This is a genomic window from Bradyrhizobium sp. sBnM-33, assembly GCF_032917945.1.
GTDB lineage: Bacteria > Pseudomonadota > Alphaproteobacteria > Rhizobiales > Xanthobacteraceae > Bradyrhizobium.
Genome location: NZ_CP136624.1, coordinates 6,309,638 through 6,325,668, shown reverse-complemented (window position 1 = coordinate 6,325,668; position 16,031 = coordinate 6,309,638). Strand labels below are relative to the sequence as shown.

Genomic DNA, 16,031 nt, shown 5'->3' with positions numbered 1-16,031 from the left:
CGTCTGGATTCACGGGAGCAACTGAAATGCCGCAGCGGCGACGAGGGTTGGAACGAGCGCAGCCAAGGCAAGACCGCCTGCGCTGATCGTCCCGTCTTCGAAACTGTTCTTCAGGATTGCGAATCCCGCCGGATTCGGTGCGTTTGCAATTACCGTGAGCCCACCGCCCGTCACCGCTCCCGCGACCAGCGAGTATTTGAATTCGTCGGAGACACCGTCCACGAGCGAGCCAAGATATGTCAGGGCTGCGTTGTCAGTTACTGCAGTCAGCAGGGTGGCGCCCGTGAACAGCATGGTGGGCCCCATGTCGCTGAGAAGCGGTTGCAGCCACCATTTCTGCTGACCGCCGATCACCACCAAGCCGGCCAGGAAAAACGCAACCAGCAGGCCTTCCCGCAGGATGAGCGGCGACTGATAGCGCTTGTACGCCTCGGCGAAGCCGAGAAAGAACATGAAGAGCGCGAGAAACACGATCGGATGATGATTGAAGGCGACCACCGCGCCGAGAAAGGCGAGATGAACTGCGGAACTCCAGGGCGGGACATCCAGCTTTGCTGGCGACACTGCGAGCTTCCGCAGATGTTCTCGGAACAGAAACGTCACTCCTGCGGCATTGACCGCCACGGCGAGTGCCGCCTTCCATCCGAACGCCTGCAACATGAATGGAAGGTCAAAGCCCCACTGCTCTGCAACCATGAGTACGGGAGGCGCGGCGTAGGGCGTCAGCGTGCCGCCGATGGACACATTGACAAACAGGACTCCGACCGTGGCGTACATGAACTTCCTCGGCGCTCCGCCAGCAAAATACTGATCGCGGAGCAGTAGCGCCGTGAGTGTCATTGCGGCAGGTTCCGTGATGAAGGAGCCGAGCAATGGGCCAACCGAGAGCAGCGAGAGGTAGTACGCGGTGGGTTGCGACAGGGGAATCAGGTGCGAGACGAGGCGAAGCAGCGCCGCCGCCATCTGAATGACCGGTCGGCTCGCGGCAATGACCATGACCACGAAGACAAACGCCGGCTCCGTAAAATTGCGGCTTTCAAGATAGGCGAGCGCGCCGGTGCTGCCCATCTTCGCCACCATGAAGGCAATCAGAACCGCCGCCCAGAACCCGAATACCACCTCGACTTCTGCGAGCAGATGCCAAAGCCCGGCATGGCGCGGTTGAATATGCGCCATGCGTTCGAACGACCGCGTCGAGAAGGTGTGCAGCACAGCTATGGCAAAGATTGCCGCCGCCACCACCGCGACTTCGAAGGGCGTTTCATCCGGCACCGAGTCTCGCCCTTTTGTGCGCATTCCGATCGGGCTAGACTGACGACCAAGCCGCCTCTGAACAATTCGGTACGAAACCGTCGGGGCTTTTGCGGTGTGGTTATTCCCTGAGTAAAACTACCTAGTCGCGCACATCATGCGCCGCGGAGTAACGTGATCATGCGGCAACTGGAGTTCGAAAACACGGATTCAGGCGGGCCGCTGGTGCTTCGGATGTCGCGCTGGTATCCTGCGATCGGCTTGGGCTATCTAGTCAGTTACGTGCTGCTCGACTGGATCAGCTACGTCCATCCGTTCGCCACGTTCGGCATCACACCCTGGAATCCGCAAACCGGCCTCAGCTTCGCACTGATCCTGCTGTTCGGCGGCGCGTACATGCCTTGGCTGTTTGCGGCGCCGCTGACCGCCGATCTGATCGTTCGCGACATGCCTCTTCCGCCCGGGGTCGAGCTGCTTGTCGTGGCGATTACCGGCCTCGGATATGGTTCGGCTGCGCTTCTGCTGCTGCAGCGTCGCTTCGGCTTTGATCGTTCATTGTCGTCCCGCAGCTCCCTGCTATGGCTGGTGACGATAGCTGCCGCGAGCATTGCGCTCGTGTCGATTGGACACGCACTTGTTCTTGTACTGCATGGGATCATTGCATCACATGATTTCGCACAGGTGTCGCTACGAGCTTTCATCGGCGACTTGATCGGGGTGATCGTCTTCACGCCGTTTGTTCTCATCGTATTCACGCGGCGGAGCTTTCCCGTGGTCTCGTGGGAAGCCGCGGCCATTCTTCTCCTGGTTCTTGTCGGGCTCTGGGGCTTATTCGGCTTCACTGAGGCGCTCCGATTCCAGCTTTTCTATATGTTTTTCGTTCCGGTCGTCTGGATCGCCGTGCGGTTCGGTCTGGAAGGCGTGACGCTCGGCCTCGCCGTCATTCAGATTGGATTGATCGCTGCGATCGAGCTGTCACATGAAAGCGCAGCTGATGTCGTTGCCTATCAGGCGCTGATGACTGTTCTATCGGCGACCGGCCTTGCCATCGGAGTACTGGTTTCGGAGCAGCGGCGCACACAACATCAGCTCCGAATACACCAGGACGCCCTTCATCGAGCATGGCGGCTCGCAACCATGGGAGAATTTGCTGCCGCAGTCGCGCACGAGATCAACCAGCCGCTCACCGCGATCGGCAACTATGCCCGGCTTGCCAAGCGGGCCGTCGAGAAAACGCCTCCTGATACTGCAGCCGCCGCAACAGCAGCAGCGGAGGCGATCGTGCAAGTCGATCGAGCGGGAGCCGTCGTGAATCGCTTGCGCGATTTCATCCGGCTTGGGAGGATCGAGACGAGCCCCGTCAGTGTCACAACGCTCGTAGCAGAGGCAGTCGCGGTGTTCGGGCCTGAACTGGAGCGGAGGGGCATCGGGTGTCAAACGTCGGTTGTACGCGATGTTCCGCCGGTGCTCGCGGATGGCTTGCAGATTGAGCAGGTCATTTTAAATCTTGTCCGTAATGCCGCTGAAGCGTTGGCGGCGCGGGCCGGTATGATGGCAAGATCGTTATCGAGGGTCTGACAGGCCCGAATGGAAAGGTCACGATCCGCGTGAGTGACAATGGTCCGGGGATTGATCCCGATCTCGGTGACGACGCAATCGCTGCATTTGCCACGACGAAGCCAGATGGATTGGGACTAGGTCTCTCGCTTTCACGATCGGTCATCGAAGCTCATGGCGGGGAGCTTCGGATTGAAAGCACAAAGCACGGCACGACAGCATCGTTTACGCTGCCAGCCGTGCCCAGTTCGGGCTCGGGTGCATGACAATAGCTCTGATCGATGACGACGACGCAATTCTGCACTCTTTGAGCATGCTCCTTGAGGGGCGGGGAATCCCGGTGCGAGCGTATTCGTCAGCGGAGAGCTTTTTGAACGCGCTGGTCACCGAGCCGCCCCAATGCGTCGTTTCGGACATTCGCATGCCGGGGATGTCAGGTATTGAGCTGCAACAGAAGCTGAAAGAGCACGAGGGAGCGATACCGCTCATTTTCATTACCGGGCACGGTGATGTCACGATGGCGGTGCAGGCGATCAAGCAAGGCGCTTTCGATTTCATCGAGAAACCGTTGGACGATGAACGGTTGATCGCCAGCATCTCGCAAGCGATCGAAAGCGGAAACCGCCTTAGAAGCGAGCACAGAGAACGCGCGGCCCTTCAGGCGCGTGTGGCCGAGCTTTCACCGCGCCAGGTCGAAGTCATGCAACTTGTGGCGGAGGGTTTGTCAAACAAGGAGATCGCGCACAAGCTGGGGATCAGCACTCGGACTGTGGAGAATTATCGTGCCTGGGTGATGGAAAGGATGGGCGCCAACAGCCTCGCCGATCTTGTTCGAAAGGTAATTGCCCTGACATCCCGGGCCTGAATGAAACGCGCCGCTTTGGATGCCGGAAGCCGGTCTGCCTGCTCGATCGGCAGCCCGACACTCCCGCGAGCATTTGTCGCAGTTCATCCCGTGGGGTTGGCAGACTTGCCGCCGCTTGGAGCGGGCGTATATTTTGTCGATGGCTGTCAGCTCTCCCGATCTGAAAGCGTTCTTGCTCACCACACCTTTCTTCGGTGGCCTTTCAGATGCAAGCCTCGATCTCTTGATCTCGATGCTGGTCGAGCGCCGCTTCAACGCCGGTGCCACTGTCGTAGCGGAAGGAGAACCGGGGCGCTCCATGTTCATTGTTCACTCTGGCCAGCTCGTGGTGAGCAAGCTGGCGGATGCCGGACGCGTCATTCGCATGGCGGATCTCGAGCCCGGTGATTTCTTCGGCGAAATGACGCTTATCGAAATGCAGAACCGATCAGCTACCGTCGTCGCGCAGAGCCCAACCATACTGTACGAGCTCACGGCACAAAAACTCTACACGTGCTACAAGAGCGACATCCACGCGTATGTGATGGTAATGCAGAATATCAACCGCGAGCTGTGCCGGCGGCTCCGACGCGCCGACAATCGCATTGCCGAGCTGCAGATGCTTCACGCGAGACAATGACGCAGATTTCACGCACCGGCTTGTGGGATTGCGCAACTCGCTACGCACTCCGGCCCGGCGGGAGGACGACGACGATCGCGCCCAGCTTCACCCGGTTCACGAGATCGATGATGTCTTCGTTGGTCATGCGGATGCAGCCGGACGAGATGGCTTGACCGATATATTCCGGCTGGTTGGTGCCGTGGATGCGGTACAGGGTGTCCTTGTTGCCCTCGTACAGATAGATCGCCCGCGCGCCTAGCGGATTAGCCGGGCCTCCGGCGACGCGCTTCGGGTAGGGGCCGAGCCGGGCCTGGATTTCCGGCGTCGGAATCCAGTCCGGCCATTCGGCCATGCGCCCAACCGTAGCAATGCCGGACCAGGCCAGCGCTTCCTCGCCCACCGTCACGCCGTAGCGGATCGCCTTGCCTCCCGGCAGGACGTAATAGAGATAGCGCGCGTTGGTATCGACCAGGATCGTGCCCGGCTGCTCCTTGCGCGTGTAGTCGACAATATGTCGGCGGTAGGTCTCCGGAATGCTCGCTTGCGCATAAGGCGCGCGGGCGAGTAACTGCCGGTCCCTAGGGGTCAAACTGGCGTTCGATGACGGCGCAAGCGTCGTTTGCACGCAGCCGCCGAGCAGCCCCACCAGTAACAACGCGAGCCCACGCCCCATCATCGCGTGTCCTCCAAGAGTCACATGGACGCAATTTGTTTGCTCAAAAAGTGCAGAAATCAAGGCGGAGGTCCCAGACTGGTGGGAACGCAAGTCAAATCCGGGGCGAGACCCCGGATTTGCAATCCGGGGCTTCGCACGCGGCCGGCTCAAGAGCTCAACGCGTGGGCTTGAGCGTATTCTCGATCATGTAAGCCGCGACCTTTCGGCCCACTTCCTCACTGGTGCGGATCGCGAATCTGTAGTGCACGCCGCCCCAGACGCGGACATTCTTCTGCTCCTCGGCCATATCAGCCAAGCTGGCGAACTGCCGCGTGCGCTTCGCATCCCGCACATCGGTTGCCGTGAAAGGAACGGCGTTCACGGGACCGAACACCGATTCCAGAACTGCCGACGCGATCGTTGCGTTGATCGTCGCCTGCGAGGGATATTCGGGATGCATCGGGGTCGGGTTGAATGAGGTCCAGCCGGCATCTCGCTCAGTGGCATCGTTGCCATCCCGGTCGCCATTACGGATCGCGGTGACCGGTCGCCAGAAATTGTAGGCGTACTTGGCGTCCCAATTGACGATGTAGGCGTTCGCCAGACTCACGTTGAGCAGCGCGAATAGTCGGGCACATTCGACGAGCGGCATCTCGTGCTTCATCGCGAGCTCGCGTGCCGCCGCCTGCCATGCCGGGCCAAAATTAATGTTGTCCCAGAACTTGACTGCCTCGGCTTGCTCAGCGGTACGCGCCGTGCTCTTGGTGCCGCCGAGGCTCTTGACCTCGTTGTAGTCCCGGGCCCATTCGGCGCTCGACAGTGCCGGCGGCGGGCCCGGCCGGAACTGGTCGGCACTCTTGAATACCCATGGCTTCGCATGTGCATATTGCTCCCACACAGGCAGCGTGGTCGGCACATATACCCCCGGGGCCGTATACGGCCGGTAAGTGTCGGGAGCGGTGGTGCCGTCGTTTGCGCGGTCGGCCTGTACCGCGTCGGCGACCGCCATACCCAGCTTGATGCCTTCAGTCTTGGCAGACCCGTCCGGGATCGCCTTGAGCGATGCCGCGTAGGCCTCTTCGATCTTGTCTTTCTTTGCCGGGTAGATCTGAACAAGGATCTGCCGCGCGGCCGTCGCGGCCGCGGCTTCGGCCGACGCGCCGGGCGCAGCCGGATGCGTCGCGACCACGCGGGCGTAGCGGTTATGCACGGTATTGATCGCATCCGACATCGCAACATGCACCATGGCCAAGGTGCGCAGTCGGGGGTTGTTGCCGATGTCGGTGGACACCAGGGCACTGGTGGTCACGTTCCAGTCAGTGACGACATCGGCGCGCGCTGGCGCGCCCAGCAGCGCGGCAGCGATGCCCGTCAGCAAAGTAGCTGCCGACATTCCTAAAATGGATTTCATCGGAAGACTCCTTTTTGCCGCCCACGCGATGGGATGTTATTTCACGCCAGGTGGGCGTGGGCACCTTAGTCCTCCGCATTTCATCTTGGTGTGAACCACTTCACCTGTGGCGCGAGACATATGAGCGGGGCTATCGGCTTTTGCGGCACTAGCCATCGCGTCTCTCTGGATTTTTGCTGAGGCGGGCGCTGACCGACAATCTCGTTGATCCCACGGTCAGCTCAGGCCTAGACTGGCCAAGCTGAGCTATCCATGTCGTTCCAGGAGGATTCCATGAAGGTAGTTTCGCGATTCCTGCTCGCCGTGACCGTTCTCGCATTCGCCGCCGGCGGCGGCTACGCACAGGACGGTGGCATGAAGAAGTGGACAAAAGGAAAAGGGTGGGGCTGGGTCTGGGGGCCTCAGGACGAGGTCGGAAATCTCAACGAGATGACCGATGCATCACGTTTGGCCGCCTTGAAGCTCGTGACACAGGGTAGGGTCTACGATCTCGGTCTTCCGTACGACCGCTATTCATACAAGTGGCCCGGCCACAGCCCGGGAGAAATCATGAGCTTCCGCTCGCCCGCCGGCGTGAGGAGCCAGAAGGATCTGCCGTTCACCACGCCGGAGGGCGGCAATACGGGCATCACTGCCTGGCACAGCAACGCGATCTTCATGAACGATAACGTGGCGACCCAGATTGACGGGCTCGGCCACATCACGCATGGACCGAAGAACGAGTTTTACAACGGCTTCACGTCCGACGAGTGGGGCGGCGACTTCGGCCTTCGCAAGGCCGACGTGACGACGATCCCGCCGATTGTCGCGCGGGGCGTCTTGGTCGACGTTGCTGGCTTCAAGAACGTGGAGGCTCTTCCGTCTTCCTATGAAATCACTGTCGCTGATATCGAGGGCGCGTTGAAGGCGCAGAACGTCGACGTCACCCCGGGCACGGTCGTTCTGCTGCGCACGGGAACGGCCCGCTACTGGGGCGAGAACGGCCGCGACCACGCCAAGATCGGCCAGCACGACTCGGCAGGCATCGGCCTGACGGCCGCGAAGTGGCTCGTCGAGGAGAAGGGCGCGCTTGTGCTCGGTTCCGATACGTCCGGGCTCGAATATGTGCCGCCGAAGCCGGCCGACTCTCAGGCCGTTGGCGGCAGCTTCAACCCGGTCCATGTCTATCTGCTCGTCCAGCAGGGTGTCCACATCCTGGAGTTCAATAACCTCGAGCGGCTCGCCGCCGATCGTGTCTACGAGTTCGCCTATATCCTGACCACAAACGCCATCCGCGGTACTGTGGCCGGCACGGCGCTGCGGCCGCTGGCCCTCCGGTAATAGCGGCCATTGCTCTGCTGGTTCGGCAGGTCCGTTTCACGCAAGGCAGATGACGATGGGTGCCGTTTACCGTCGAGCGATGCGCAAGGACGCGGACCGTCTCTACGATATTCGGCGGCGATCGATCCTGGGACTTGCACCTCCGACGATGACCGTCGCCGAGGCGCAGGCGTGGGCGGCGAAGCTCACGCCTTCCGGCATGGAGCGGAAGCTGCGTGAGCTGGAAGTGTGGCTTGCCGAGCTGGGCAGCACTGTCGCCGGGTGGGGAGCCATTCGCGCGGACTGCCTGGAGGGCCTGTATACAGCGCCGGAATTCGCCGGGCAGGGGGTGGGTGCCGGATTGCTGGAGACGTTCGAGCGGCTAATGCGCGAGCGCGGCATTCGGGCGGTGCGGGCCGAAGCCAGTTCGAATGCACGCGAATTCTATCTCGGGCGCGGTTACCGGGCGACCGGTCCCCAAACGCCAAAAGGCGCCTGGCCCATTGCGAAAGAGCTGGCATCGTGTTCCTCCAACGGCGCCCGCGGCGGAAGCTCAGGCTGAAGTTTCGGAGGGTCGTTTAAACCGTTTACGGCGCTTGATTTTCGCCGCGCGAGGGGCGACTTTGGCGCCCGCGCGGCGCGGCTGACTGGAGCCTGCCGGCTTGTCGGGAGAATATGCGTGGCGGACCATCAGGTGCAGGATTTGACGCCGGAAGACGTTTCCAAGGGGATGGCGGAAGGGCGCTACCTTCTGGTCGATGTCCGCGAGCCCAATGAGGTGGCGGTGGAGGCCTATCCGGATGGGGTGGTCGTTCCGCTCCAGAGCTTCGATCCGGCAGCCATTCCAGAACCGCGGGGAAAGCAGGTGGTGTTCGCCTGCCGCTCGGGCAAGCGCTCGGTGACGGCTTCGCTCGCGGCGCAGGCGGCGGGGCTGCCTTATGACAAGCACCTGGCAGGGGGCATCATCGGCTGGAAGGCCGCGGGATTGCCGACCAAGACCGGCGGCTGATCTGCCAATGACCTCCATGAACAAGGTCTTTGCCGACCTTCCCGTCACCGTGTTCGAGGCGATGTCGCAGGCGGCACGCGACAACAACGCCATCAATCTCGGCCAGGGCTTTCCCGATGATCCCGGACCGGAGGACATCCGCCGCGCGGCGGCCGACGCCACGGTGAACGGCTATAACCAGTACCCGTCAATGATGGGCATTCCGGAACTCCGGCAGGCGATCGCCGCTCACTACGGCCGCTGGCACAAGCTCTCGCTCGATCCGATGACGGAAGTGATGGTGACCTCGGGCGGCACCGAGGCGCTGACCGCGTCCATTCTCGCCGTGGTCGAGCCCGGCGATGAGGTCGTCGTATTCCAGCCGGTCTATGACAGCTATTTACCGATCATCCGTCAGGCCGGCGGCATTCCGCGCCTGTTGCGGCTCGAGCCGCCGGGCTGGCGCCTAACGGAAGAGATGCTGGCGAGCGTCTTCAATCCCAAGACCAAGGCGGTGCTGTTCAACAACCCGCTCAATCCGGCGGCCGTCGTCTATCCCCGCGAAGACCTCGAACTGCTGGCGCGCTTCTGCCAGAAGTTCGATACCATCGCGATCTGCGATGAGGTCTGGGAGCACGTGATCTTCGACGGTCGCGAGCATATCCCGCTGATCACGATCCCGGGCATGCGCGACCGCACCATCAAGGTCGGCAGCGCCGGCAAGATTTTTTCGCTGACGGGATGGAAGGTCGGCTTTGTCTGCGCCGCGCCGCCGCTGCTCAGGGTGGCGGCCAAAGTGCACCAGTTCCTGACCTTCACCACCGCGCCGAACCTGCAGGCTGCGGTGGCCTATGGCCTCGGCAAATCAGACGAATATTTTTACGACATGCGCAAGGACCTGGCGCGGAGCAGGGACCGCCTGACGAAAGGGCTGGAGAGCATCGGCTTTCCCGTGCTGAAGTCGCAGGGAACCTATTTTCTCACCGTCGACCTGTCGCCACTGGGCTTGAATGAGACCGACGTCGAGTTCTGCAAGCGCATCGTGAGCGACTACAAGGTCGCCGCGATCCCGGTGTCGGCATTCTACGAGCAGGATGCGGTGACGTCGGTGGTGCGGTTCTGTTTTTCCAAGAAGGACGAGACGCTGGATACCGCGCTCGAACGCCTGTCGGACGCGGTGCATGGCCGCCGCAAGAGGTAGAAGATGCGCGCTCCAATCCGAAGCCTGCTTCGTCTGATCGGTGTGATGACGGTCGCGCTGTCTCTCTCGCCCACCCGTGCGCAGGAGCGCACCGTGAACTTCTACAACTGGTCGAACTATATGGCCCCGGGGGTGCTGGAGGACTTTACCAAGCAAACCGGTATCAAGGTGGTTTACGACACGTTCGATGCCAACGAGACGCTGGAGACGCGTCTCTTGGCAGGAAAGTCCGGTTACGATGTCGTGGTGCCGACCGGATATTTCCTGCAGCGCCAGATCACCGCAAAAGTTTTCACAAAGCTCGACAAATCGAAGCTGCCCAACCTCGCCAACGCCTGGCCGGTGGTGACCAGCCAGCTTGCGACCTATGATCCCGGCAACAATTACGCCGCCAACTACATGTGGGGCACCACGGGCATCGGCTACAACGTCAAGACGGCCGAGAGGATTCTCGGGCCCGACGCGAAGATCGACAGTTGGGATATCGTCTTCAAGCCGGAGAACCTCGCAAAATTCAAGGATTGCGGCATCCATATGCTGGACTCCGCCGACGACATTTTACCGGCGGCGCTGAGTTATCTCGGCCTCGATCCGAACTCCACCAAGCAGGCCGATCTGGAAAAGGCCGCCGATCTCGTTAGCAAGATCAGGCCCAATGTCCGGAAGTTTCACTCTTCCGAATATCTGGGCGCGCTCGCCTCCGGCGAAATCTGCTTCGTGGTGGGCTGGTCGGGCGATGTGATGCAGGCGCGCAGCCGCGCGGCGGAAGCCAAGAACGGCGTCGAGATCGGCTACACGATCCCGAAAGAGGGCGCGCAGATGTTCTTCGACAATCTTGCGATCCCGGCGGACGCGAAGAACGTCGCGGAAGCCTATGAGCTGATCAACTATCTCTACCGGCCCGAGGTGGCGGCGAAGAATTCGGACTTTTTGTCCTATGCCAACGGCAATCTCGCGAGCCAGAAGCTGATCGATCCGAAGATTTTGAACGACAAGAACATCTATCCGGACGAGGCGATGCAGAAGAAGCTGTTCGTGATCCGGGCGCGCGATTCCGCCACCCAGCGGGTCATCAACCGATTCTGGACGCGGGTGAAGACGGGGAGGTGACGGCGTCCGGCGTTTTCTCCGTCATTGCGAGGAGCGAAGCGACGAAGCAATTCATGCTTCAGCAAGCGGAGGGATGGATTGCTTCGCTTCGCTCGCAATGACGGCCCCGTAGCCCAGATGAGCGAAACGACATCCGGGAGCCGTGCCATAATACCTCAGATATCGCTGTGCTCACCGAGCCTCCGCTCGCTTCCGACAAACTTCCGTTGCCGGAACGCGAAGGAGACTCTATAGCTCGCTTCCGGGAGCATCACATGACCAACATTCTCACCTTCTTTTCAACGCGCACGCTGCTGCAGATCATCTTCGTTCTGGGATCGACGGTTGCGATGAAGGCGTGGAGCCTCGGCCTGTTCGGCGGATAAGAAAGCGGCTGTTGCGTAGCCCGGATGGAGCCAACGGGTCCGCGAATGCGCGCCCGATGACAGGCTCCGCGCAATCCGGGGACTTCAGCCGGTTGCGAGAGTGCCCCCGGGTTGCGCTGCGCTTCACCCGGGCTACATGGGCACTACCGCCATCTCCTGTGCAGCCACAGCCACTGGTCCGGATATTCCCGCACCCAGCCTTCGACCACATCAGTCACCGCCTGCATCGTGCCCTGGATGTCGATTTGCCCGGAGGCATCGCGCACCGGCTTGACCTCCTCGGACAGTTCGGCGCGGAAGCGGTGGTTGGGCAGGCGGATGATGCGCACGCCATGCACGGGGCATTCGACCTGCCGCAACAGCCGCGCCAACGTCGGGTTGGCCTTGGTCTTGCGGCCGAAGAACGTCACCTCGACGCCGTTGCCCAGGTACTGATCGACCAGCATCGCGACGTGCTGGCCCCGCTGCAGGGCCTCCGCCAGCCTGAGCGGCGCCTCGCGGCCGGCCGGCACCAGCGTGCCCATCTTGACGGCGCGAATTTTTTGGATGGCGCGGTCGGCGGCCTCGATGTTCGGCCGGCGGAACAGGATGGCGCAATCGAGCCTGTGCGCGACGGCGCCGAGCGCAGGGATCTCCCAATTGCCGAGATGGCTCGCGAAGATGATCGCCGGCTTGCCGTCGTCGCGCAGAGAATCGAAGATTTCCTTGGTCCGCGGGGGAAACTCGATGCGGCTCGGCTTCTCCGGATGATCGAGGTCGTAATCCCAGATGTGATCGAGATGGGCGAACTCGGCGCCGATGCGGCCGAGATTGTCCCACACGCCGGCCAAAATAGTTTCGATCTCTTCCGCTGATTTCTCGGGAAAGGCGGCCTTGAGATTCTCGCGCCCGATGCGGTCCTCGCGCAGCCGCCGCCCAATGAAGCGGGTGACGCGGCCGAAGAAATCGGCGGTCTTGTCCGGATCGAAATAGCGGGTGGTGCGCAACAGCGCGATCGTCAGCGCGCCGACGGCTATTTCCGCCACCGGCTTGGCGGCGTCGCGCAGGCGCGCCTTGGTGCGTAGGAGCAGGCGGTTCATTTTTGGAAGCAGCTATAGCGTTTTCAAGTGAAGTGGATACCGGTTCGCGTCAAGAAAACGCGTCAAAACAAATGACTGTAGCTCGGTTCTGATGCAATCATAACCGAGCTACAACTCGCTACACCGGTTCGCGCGTCAGGATCAGCGAGGCGTTCTGCCCGCCGAAACCGAACGAGTTCGACATCACGGCGGTGACCTTGGCGTCGCGCGCCTTGTTGCCGACCACGTCGAACAGGATCGCCGGATCCGGAATCTCGTAATTGATGGTCGGCGGTATCCGCTGATGCTCCAGCGTCAGCAGCGAGAACACGGCTTCCACCGCGCCGGCCGCGGAAATCGTATGCCCCACCATCGACTTGTTCGACGATACCGGGATCTTCGGCAAATGCTCGCCGAACACCACCGCGGTCGTGTTGTACTCCATCTTGTCATTTTCCGGCGTCGCGGTGCCGTGCGCGTTGATGTGATCGATCTGCTCCGGCTCGAGGCCGGCATCGGCCAGTGTCTTGCGCATGCAGCCGATGATCGGCTTGCCGTCCGGGCTGGAGCGGGTGCGGTGGAACGAGTCGGTCAGCTCGCCGCAGCCGGCCACCACGCCGAGAATTTTGGCGCCGCGCGCGATTGCGGATTCATAGCTCTCCAGCACCATCGCGCCGGCGCCTTCAGCCATCACAAAACCGTCGCGGTTCTTGGAGAACGGCTTTGAGGCGGCCTGCGGCGGATCGTTCTGCGTCGATAGCGCCGACAACAGCGAGAACCGCACCAAAGCTTCCGGGTTTACCGAGCCGTCGGTGCCAACGCACAGCGCGGCATCGGCTTCACCGCGGCGGATTGCCTCGACGCCGAGCTGGATCGCGGTGGCGCCGGAAGCGCAGGCGGTCGACAGCGAGATCGGCGATCCCTTGGTGCCAAACATTTCGGCCAGGTGGCTCGCTATCGAACCGAACATGAAGCGGCGATGGTAGGCTGTGAACCGGCCGCCGCCGCTGACGCGCAGCATATCCTCGTATCCGAATTCGGTGCTGCCGACGGCGCGTCCGAGCTCAAGCCGCTGCGGCCATTCGACCTCGACCGGCGCCACGGCAAGAAACAGCGGTCCGGGAAAGTCGGCCTTGCCGCCGATCGCGGCCTGTTCGAGCGCTTCCCCGGTCGCCATCTCGGCGAGACGTTCGCTGAGGCCGGTCGACGAGAACGGATCGATGGTGACGAAATCGACGGTGCCGGCCATCGTCGTCTTCAGGCCGTCGATTGGAAAGCGCGTCACGGTGCGGATGCCGGATTCACCCGCGGTCAGCTTTGCCCAATTGTCCTTTTTGCCGGCGCCGAGCGACGTCACCACGCCCATTCCGGTGACGACGACGACCGGCCTGCCGAGTTTATCGCGTGGTGCTGACATGGTTCCCCCGATGTTGCGCCGTAACTGAAAGTGCGCTCGCGCTCATTATTTGCTCTGGCCGTGCCGAAAGCGGTCTCCGGCCACGCTCTACTTGATGGCCTCGACCAGGGCCATGCCTTCGCCCTGCCAGTGACCGGCTCCCACGACGACAATCTGATCCGGGCTGCCTGCCTTTTCAACCTCGAGGCCGGTCGGGTCGTTGGGCGGGAACAGCGCGCCACGGGAGATCGACAGCGCGGCGAGCGCCAGCCCCAGCGGAAACTGCGTCTCCAGCGTATGACCGAACATCGTGCCGGTGGCGCGCACCGCAAAGCCGGGATGCTGGCGCAAAAAGGCCTTTTCGTCCGACGTCACCGGCTCGACGCCGGTTGCTCCCGTGATCAGGGCACCGCTGTCGCCGACGCCAAGCTTCGGCCACAGCGCCTCCAGCGATTTGGTCAACGCGCCCGGCTGCTTGCGCTGCGCAAGATCGGCAACGACCTTGGTCAGTTTGGCGTAAGGCTTGGCACCGCGGGCTTCGGCGTGCTCGCGGGCTTCCAGCACCAGGAAGCAGCCGGCGGAGCCGAGCGCGAAGCCGCCACGGCCTTCGCGTTGCCACACCGGCGAAAACTTTTCGGTCAGGTTGAAATCGCCGAATTCATAGAGCACCAGGAGGTCGGACCGTTCGCCATTATGGGCCGCGCCGACCAGCGCGATATCGCTTTGGCCGGCTTCGATCCGCGCCAGCGCAATCCGCGCCGCATCGATGCCGGCGGCTTCCTCGCCCATGAAGGTGCGCGACGTGCCGCAGACGCCATGGACGATGGCGATATTGCCGGCGAGCAGGTTGGAGAGCTGGGCCAGGAACAGCGTCGGCCGCAGATCGTTCATCAGCCGTTCGTTGAGAAAGCCGGGGCTCGAATTGCCCCTGGCGTCGGCGTTCAGGATCGCCGCGTCAACCGCGATGTCGCGCTCGCCACCGCCGGCCGCGACGATCATGTCCATCCGTCCGAGGATTTCCTTGTCACCTTTGACGCCGGCCGAATCCAGCGCCAGCCCGGCGGCATAGGTGCCGATGCGCTGCCACGCCTCCATCTGGCGCTGGTCGCCCTTTTTCGGAATCTGCGCGTCGAAGGTAACCGGCGCCAGCGGATGCACGATGTAGGGCGCAAACCGCTTGTCGTCGACGTTGATCTTCTTCTCGTTCAGCGCATCCCAATGCGCGTCCAGCCCCTCGCCGAGCGAGGAGACGATGCCGATGCCGGTGATCCAGACTTCCTTGGCGCCCGCGGATTTTGGCTCAGTCATTGCGTGATTGCCTGCAGTGGGAAGCCGATCTTGTTGGCCAACGCGTCCATGTGCACGCGCAAGGCCGGATCGGGGAAGGGGGAGAGGCCGAAGGTGAGCTCGGCGCTGCACTTTAATTCCTTGCCGACGCGCCCCTTGGCCTTGGTGACGGCAAAGCCGGAACCTTCGTGCTCGAGCTTCGCCTCGATCGTCAGCAACTGGCCGGGACTGACGAAACCCCGCATCTTGGCTTCCTTCACGATGGCCAGGAACGGCATGCGCTCGAACTTCAGGGCGCCGAGTATCAGCCAGCCGGAGCTCTGCGCCATCGCCTCGGTCAGCAAAACCCCGGGCATGATCGGGAAACCGGGAAAATGCCCTTCGAAGATGGTGTGAACAGCCGGAACCTGCGCCTCGACCGTGATCCTCTTTTCGTCGAGGTTCAACTCGACGACGCGGTCGATGAGCTTAAAGTAATCAAGGTCCATGGCGGGCGACTAGGCGCCCGGGGCTGCATTCTTGGCGGCGACCAGCTCGTCGATGCGATCGGCGAGATTTTGCAGCACGAAGTACTGCTCGGTCGTGGCCTTGCCGTCGTTGACCTCCTGGGTCCATTTTTCGAGCGGCATCTTGATCCCGAACGCCTTGTCGATGGCAAAGGCGATGTCCAGGAAGTCCAGGCTGTCGATGCCCAGATCGTCGATAGCGTGGCTCTCCGGCTTGATCGTGTCGCGCGGAATGTCGCAGGTCTCCGCGATAATGTTGGCGATCTGATCGAATGTGGAAGACATCATTAAGCCTTTGATATACTGGAGAAAATCCGGAACGGCTTGGAGGAGGCGGGTGCACGGCCCCGGAAGGCCCATTCCCTCGGCCGGAGTCGAGTGCCCGTATATCGGAGCGGGCCGCTGAGTTCAATGGAGGGGGGTAGTCGGGGTGGAGAGCGATTTGTGGGCAAAGATGGCGGATTTCGGTTCCGCGGAAGCT

The 16,031-nt window shown here is 62.0% G+C and carries 17 protein-coding genes; 9 read left to right on the top strand and 8 right to left on the bottom strand.

All coding sequences use genetic code 11. The annotated features are described in order from the left end of the window. Positions 1-9: 9 nt before the first annotated feature. Positions 10-1,272, bottom strand: a complete 1,263-nt coding sequence (locus RX328_RS29930; RefSeq protein WP_213252926.1) for a putative Na+/H+ antiporter — start codon at positions 1,270-1,272, stop codon at positions 10-12. A 261-nt stretch (positions 1,273-1,533) separates the two neighbouring features. Here RX328_RS29930 and RX328_RS29925 point away from each other — a divergent pair, with 261 nt between their 5' ends. From RX328_RS29925 to RX328_RS29915, 4 genes are all read left to right on the top strand, one after another. Further along, entirely contained in the window at positions 1,534-2,829 is a 1,296-nt protein-coding gene (locus RX328_RS29925; protein WP_213252925.1) for an MASE1 domain-containing protein, read from the top strand. Positions 2,830-2,858: 29 nt separating this feature from the next. Further along, the gene (locus tag RX328_RS43890; RefSeq protein WP_409410844.1) at positions 2,859-3,074 is read left to right on the top strand and encodes an ATP-binding protein; all 216 of its coding nucleotides are present in this window, start codon (positions 2,859-2,861) and stop codon (positions 3,072-3,074) included. After that, positions 3,071-3,673: a response regulator transcription factor gene (locus RX328_RS29920; protein ID WP_213252924.1), complete on the top strand. Its 603-nt coding sequence runs from the start codon at positions 3,071-3,073 to the stop codon at positions 3,671-3,673. The genes RX328_RS43890 and RX328_RS29920 overlap by 4 nt, the downstream gene beginning before the upstream one ends. A gap of 139 nt (positions 3,674-3,812) precedes the next feature. Then, positions 3,813-4,292: a Crp/Fnr family transcriptional regulator gene (locus RX328_RS29915; protein ID WP_213252994.1), complete on the top strand. Its 480-nt coding sequence runs from the start codon at positions 3,813-3,815 to the stop codon at positions 4,290-4,292. Between the two features lie 40 nt (positions 4,293-4,332). Here the strand turns inward: RX328_RS29915 and RX328_RS29910 are convergent, their stop codons facing one another. Both RX328_RS29910 and RX328_RS29905 read right to left on the bottom strand, forming a co-directional pair. Then, positions 4,333-4,950, bottom strand: coding sequence for a L,D-transpeptidase (locus RX328_RS29910; RefSeq protein WP_213252923.1), 618 nt, complete (start codon positions 4,948-4,950; stop codon positions 4,333-4,335). A 154-nt stretch (positions 4,951-5,104) separates the two neighbouring features. Next, positions 5,105-6,340 carry a vanadium-dependent haloperoxidase gene (locus RX328_RS29905; RefSeq protein WP_317258535.1) on the bottom strand — a complete coding sequence of 412 codons (1,236 nt, stop codon included), beginning with the start codon at positions 6,338-6,340 and terminating at the stop codon, positions 5,105-5,107. Positions 6,341-6,613: 273 nt separating this feature from the next. On the opposite strand from RX328_RS29905, the gene RX328_RS29900 reads away from it, so the two are divergent. The 5 genes from RX328_RS29900 to RX328_RS29880 all read left to right on the top strand — a co-directional run bounded on the left by RX328_RS29900 (position 6,614) and on the right by RX328_RS29880 (position 10,938). Beyond that, a complete protein-coding gene (locus tag RX328_RS29900; protein ID WP_213252921.1) occupies positions 6,614-7,660 on the top strand; it encodes a cyclase family protein in 1,047 nt (348 codons plus the stop codon). 55 nt (positions 7,661-7,715) lie between these two features. Further along, entirely contained in the window at positions 7,716-8,201 is a 486-nt protein-coding gene (locus RX328_RS29895) for a GNAT family N-acetyltransferase (protein WP_213252920.1), read from the top strand. Between the two features lie 168 nt (positions 8,202-8,369). Next, positions 8,370-8,648: a rhodanese-like domain-containing protein gene (locus RX328_RS29890; protein WP_249726640.1), complete on the top strand. Its 279-nt coding sequence runs from the start codon at positions 8,370-8,372 to the stop codon at positions 8,646-8,648. Positions 8,649-8,655: 7 nt separating this feature from the next. After that, the gene (locus tag RX328_RS29885) at positions 8,656-9,828 is read left to right on the top strand and encodes an aminotransferase (protein ID WP_213252918.1); all 1,173 of its coding nucleotides are present in this window, start codon (positions 8,656-8,658) and stop codon (positions 9,826-9,828) included. Positions 9,829-9,873: 45 nt separating this feature from the next. Further along, complete coding sequence (locus RX328_RS29880) at positions 9,874-10,938, top strand: polyamine ABC transporter substrate-binding protein (RefSeq protein WP_249726638.1); 1,065 nt, start codon at positions 9,874-9,876, stop codon at positions 10,936-10,938. Between the two features lie 508 nt (positions 10,939-11,446). Here the strand turns inward: RX328_RS29880 and RX328_RS29875 are convergent. The 5 genes from RX328_RS29875 to RX328_RS29855 form a co-directional block, all read right to left on the bottom strand. Beyond that, positions 11,447-12,382 (bottom strand): lipid A biosynthesis lauroyl acyltransferase, encoded by a 936-nt coding sequence (locus tag RX328_RS29875; protein WP_213252916.1) that lies wholly within the window; start codon positions 12,380-12,382, stop codon positions 11,447-11,449. A 118-nt stretch (positions 12,383-12,500) separates the two neighbouring features. Then, the gene (locus tag RX328_RS29870; protein ID WP_213252915.1) at positions 12,501-13,778 is read right to left on the bottom strand and encodes a beta-ketoacyl-ACP synthase; all 1,278 of its coding nucleotides are present in this window, start codon (positions 13,776-13,778) and stop codon (positions 12,501-12,503) included. Between the two features lie 87 nt (positions 13,779-13,865). Next, positions 13,866-15,065, bottom strand: coding sequence for a beta-ketoacyl-ACP synthase (locus RX328_RS29865; RefSeq protein WP_213252914.1), 1,200 nt, complete (start codon positions 15,063-15,065; stop codon positions 13,866-13,868). Then, entirely contained in the window at positions 15,062-15,532 is a 471-nt protein-coding gene (locus RX328_RS29860) for a 3-hydroxyacyl-ACP dehydratase FabZ family protein (protein WP_213252913.1), read from the bottom strand. Before RX328_RS29860 ends, RX328_RS29865 begins: the two co-directional genes overlap by 4 nt. Before the next feature lie 9 nt (positions 15,533-15,541). Next, on the bottom strand, positions 15,542-15,835 hold the full coding sequence (locus RX328_RS29855; protein ID WP_028346689.1) for an acyl carrier protein: 294 nt from the start codon (positions 15,833-15,835) through the stop codon (positions 15,542-15,544). Positions 15,836-16,031 lie beyond the last annotated feature (196 nt).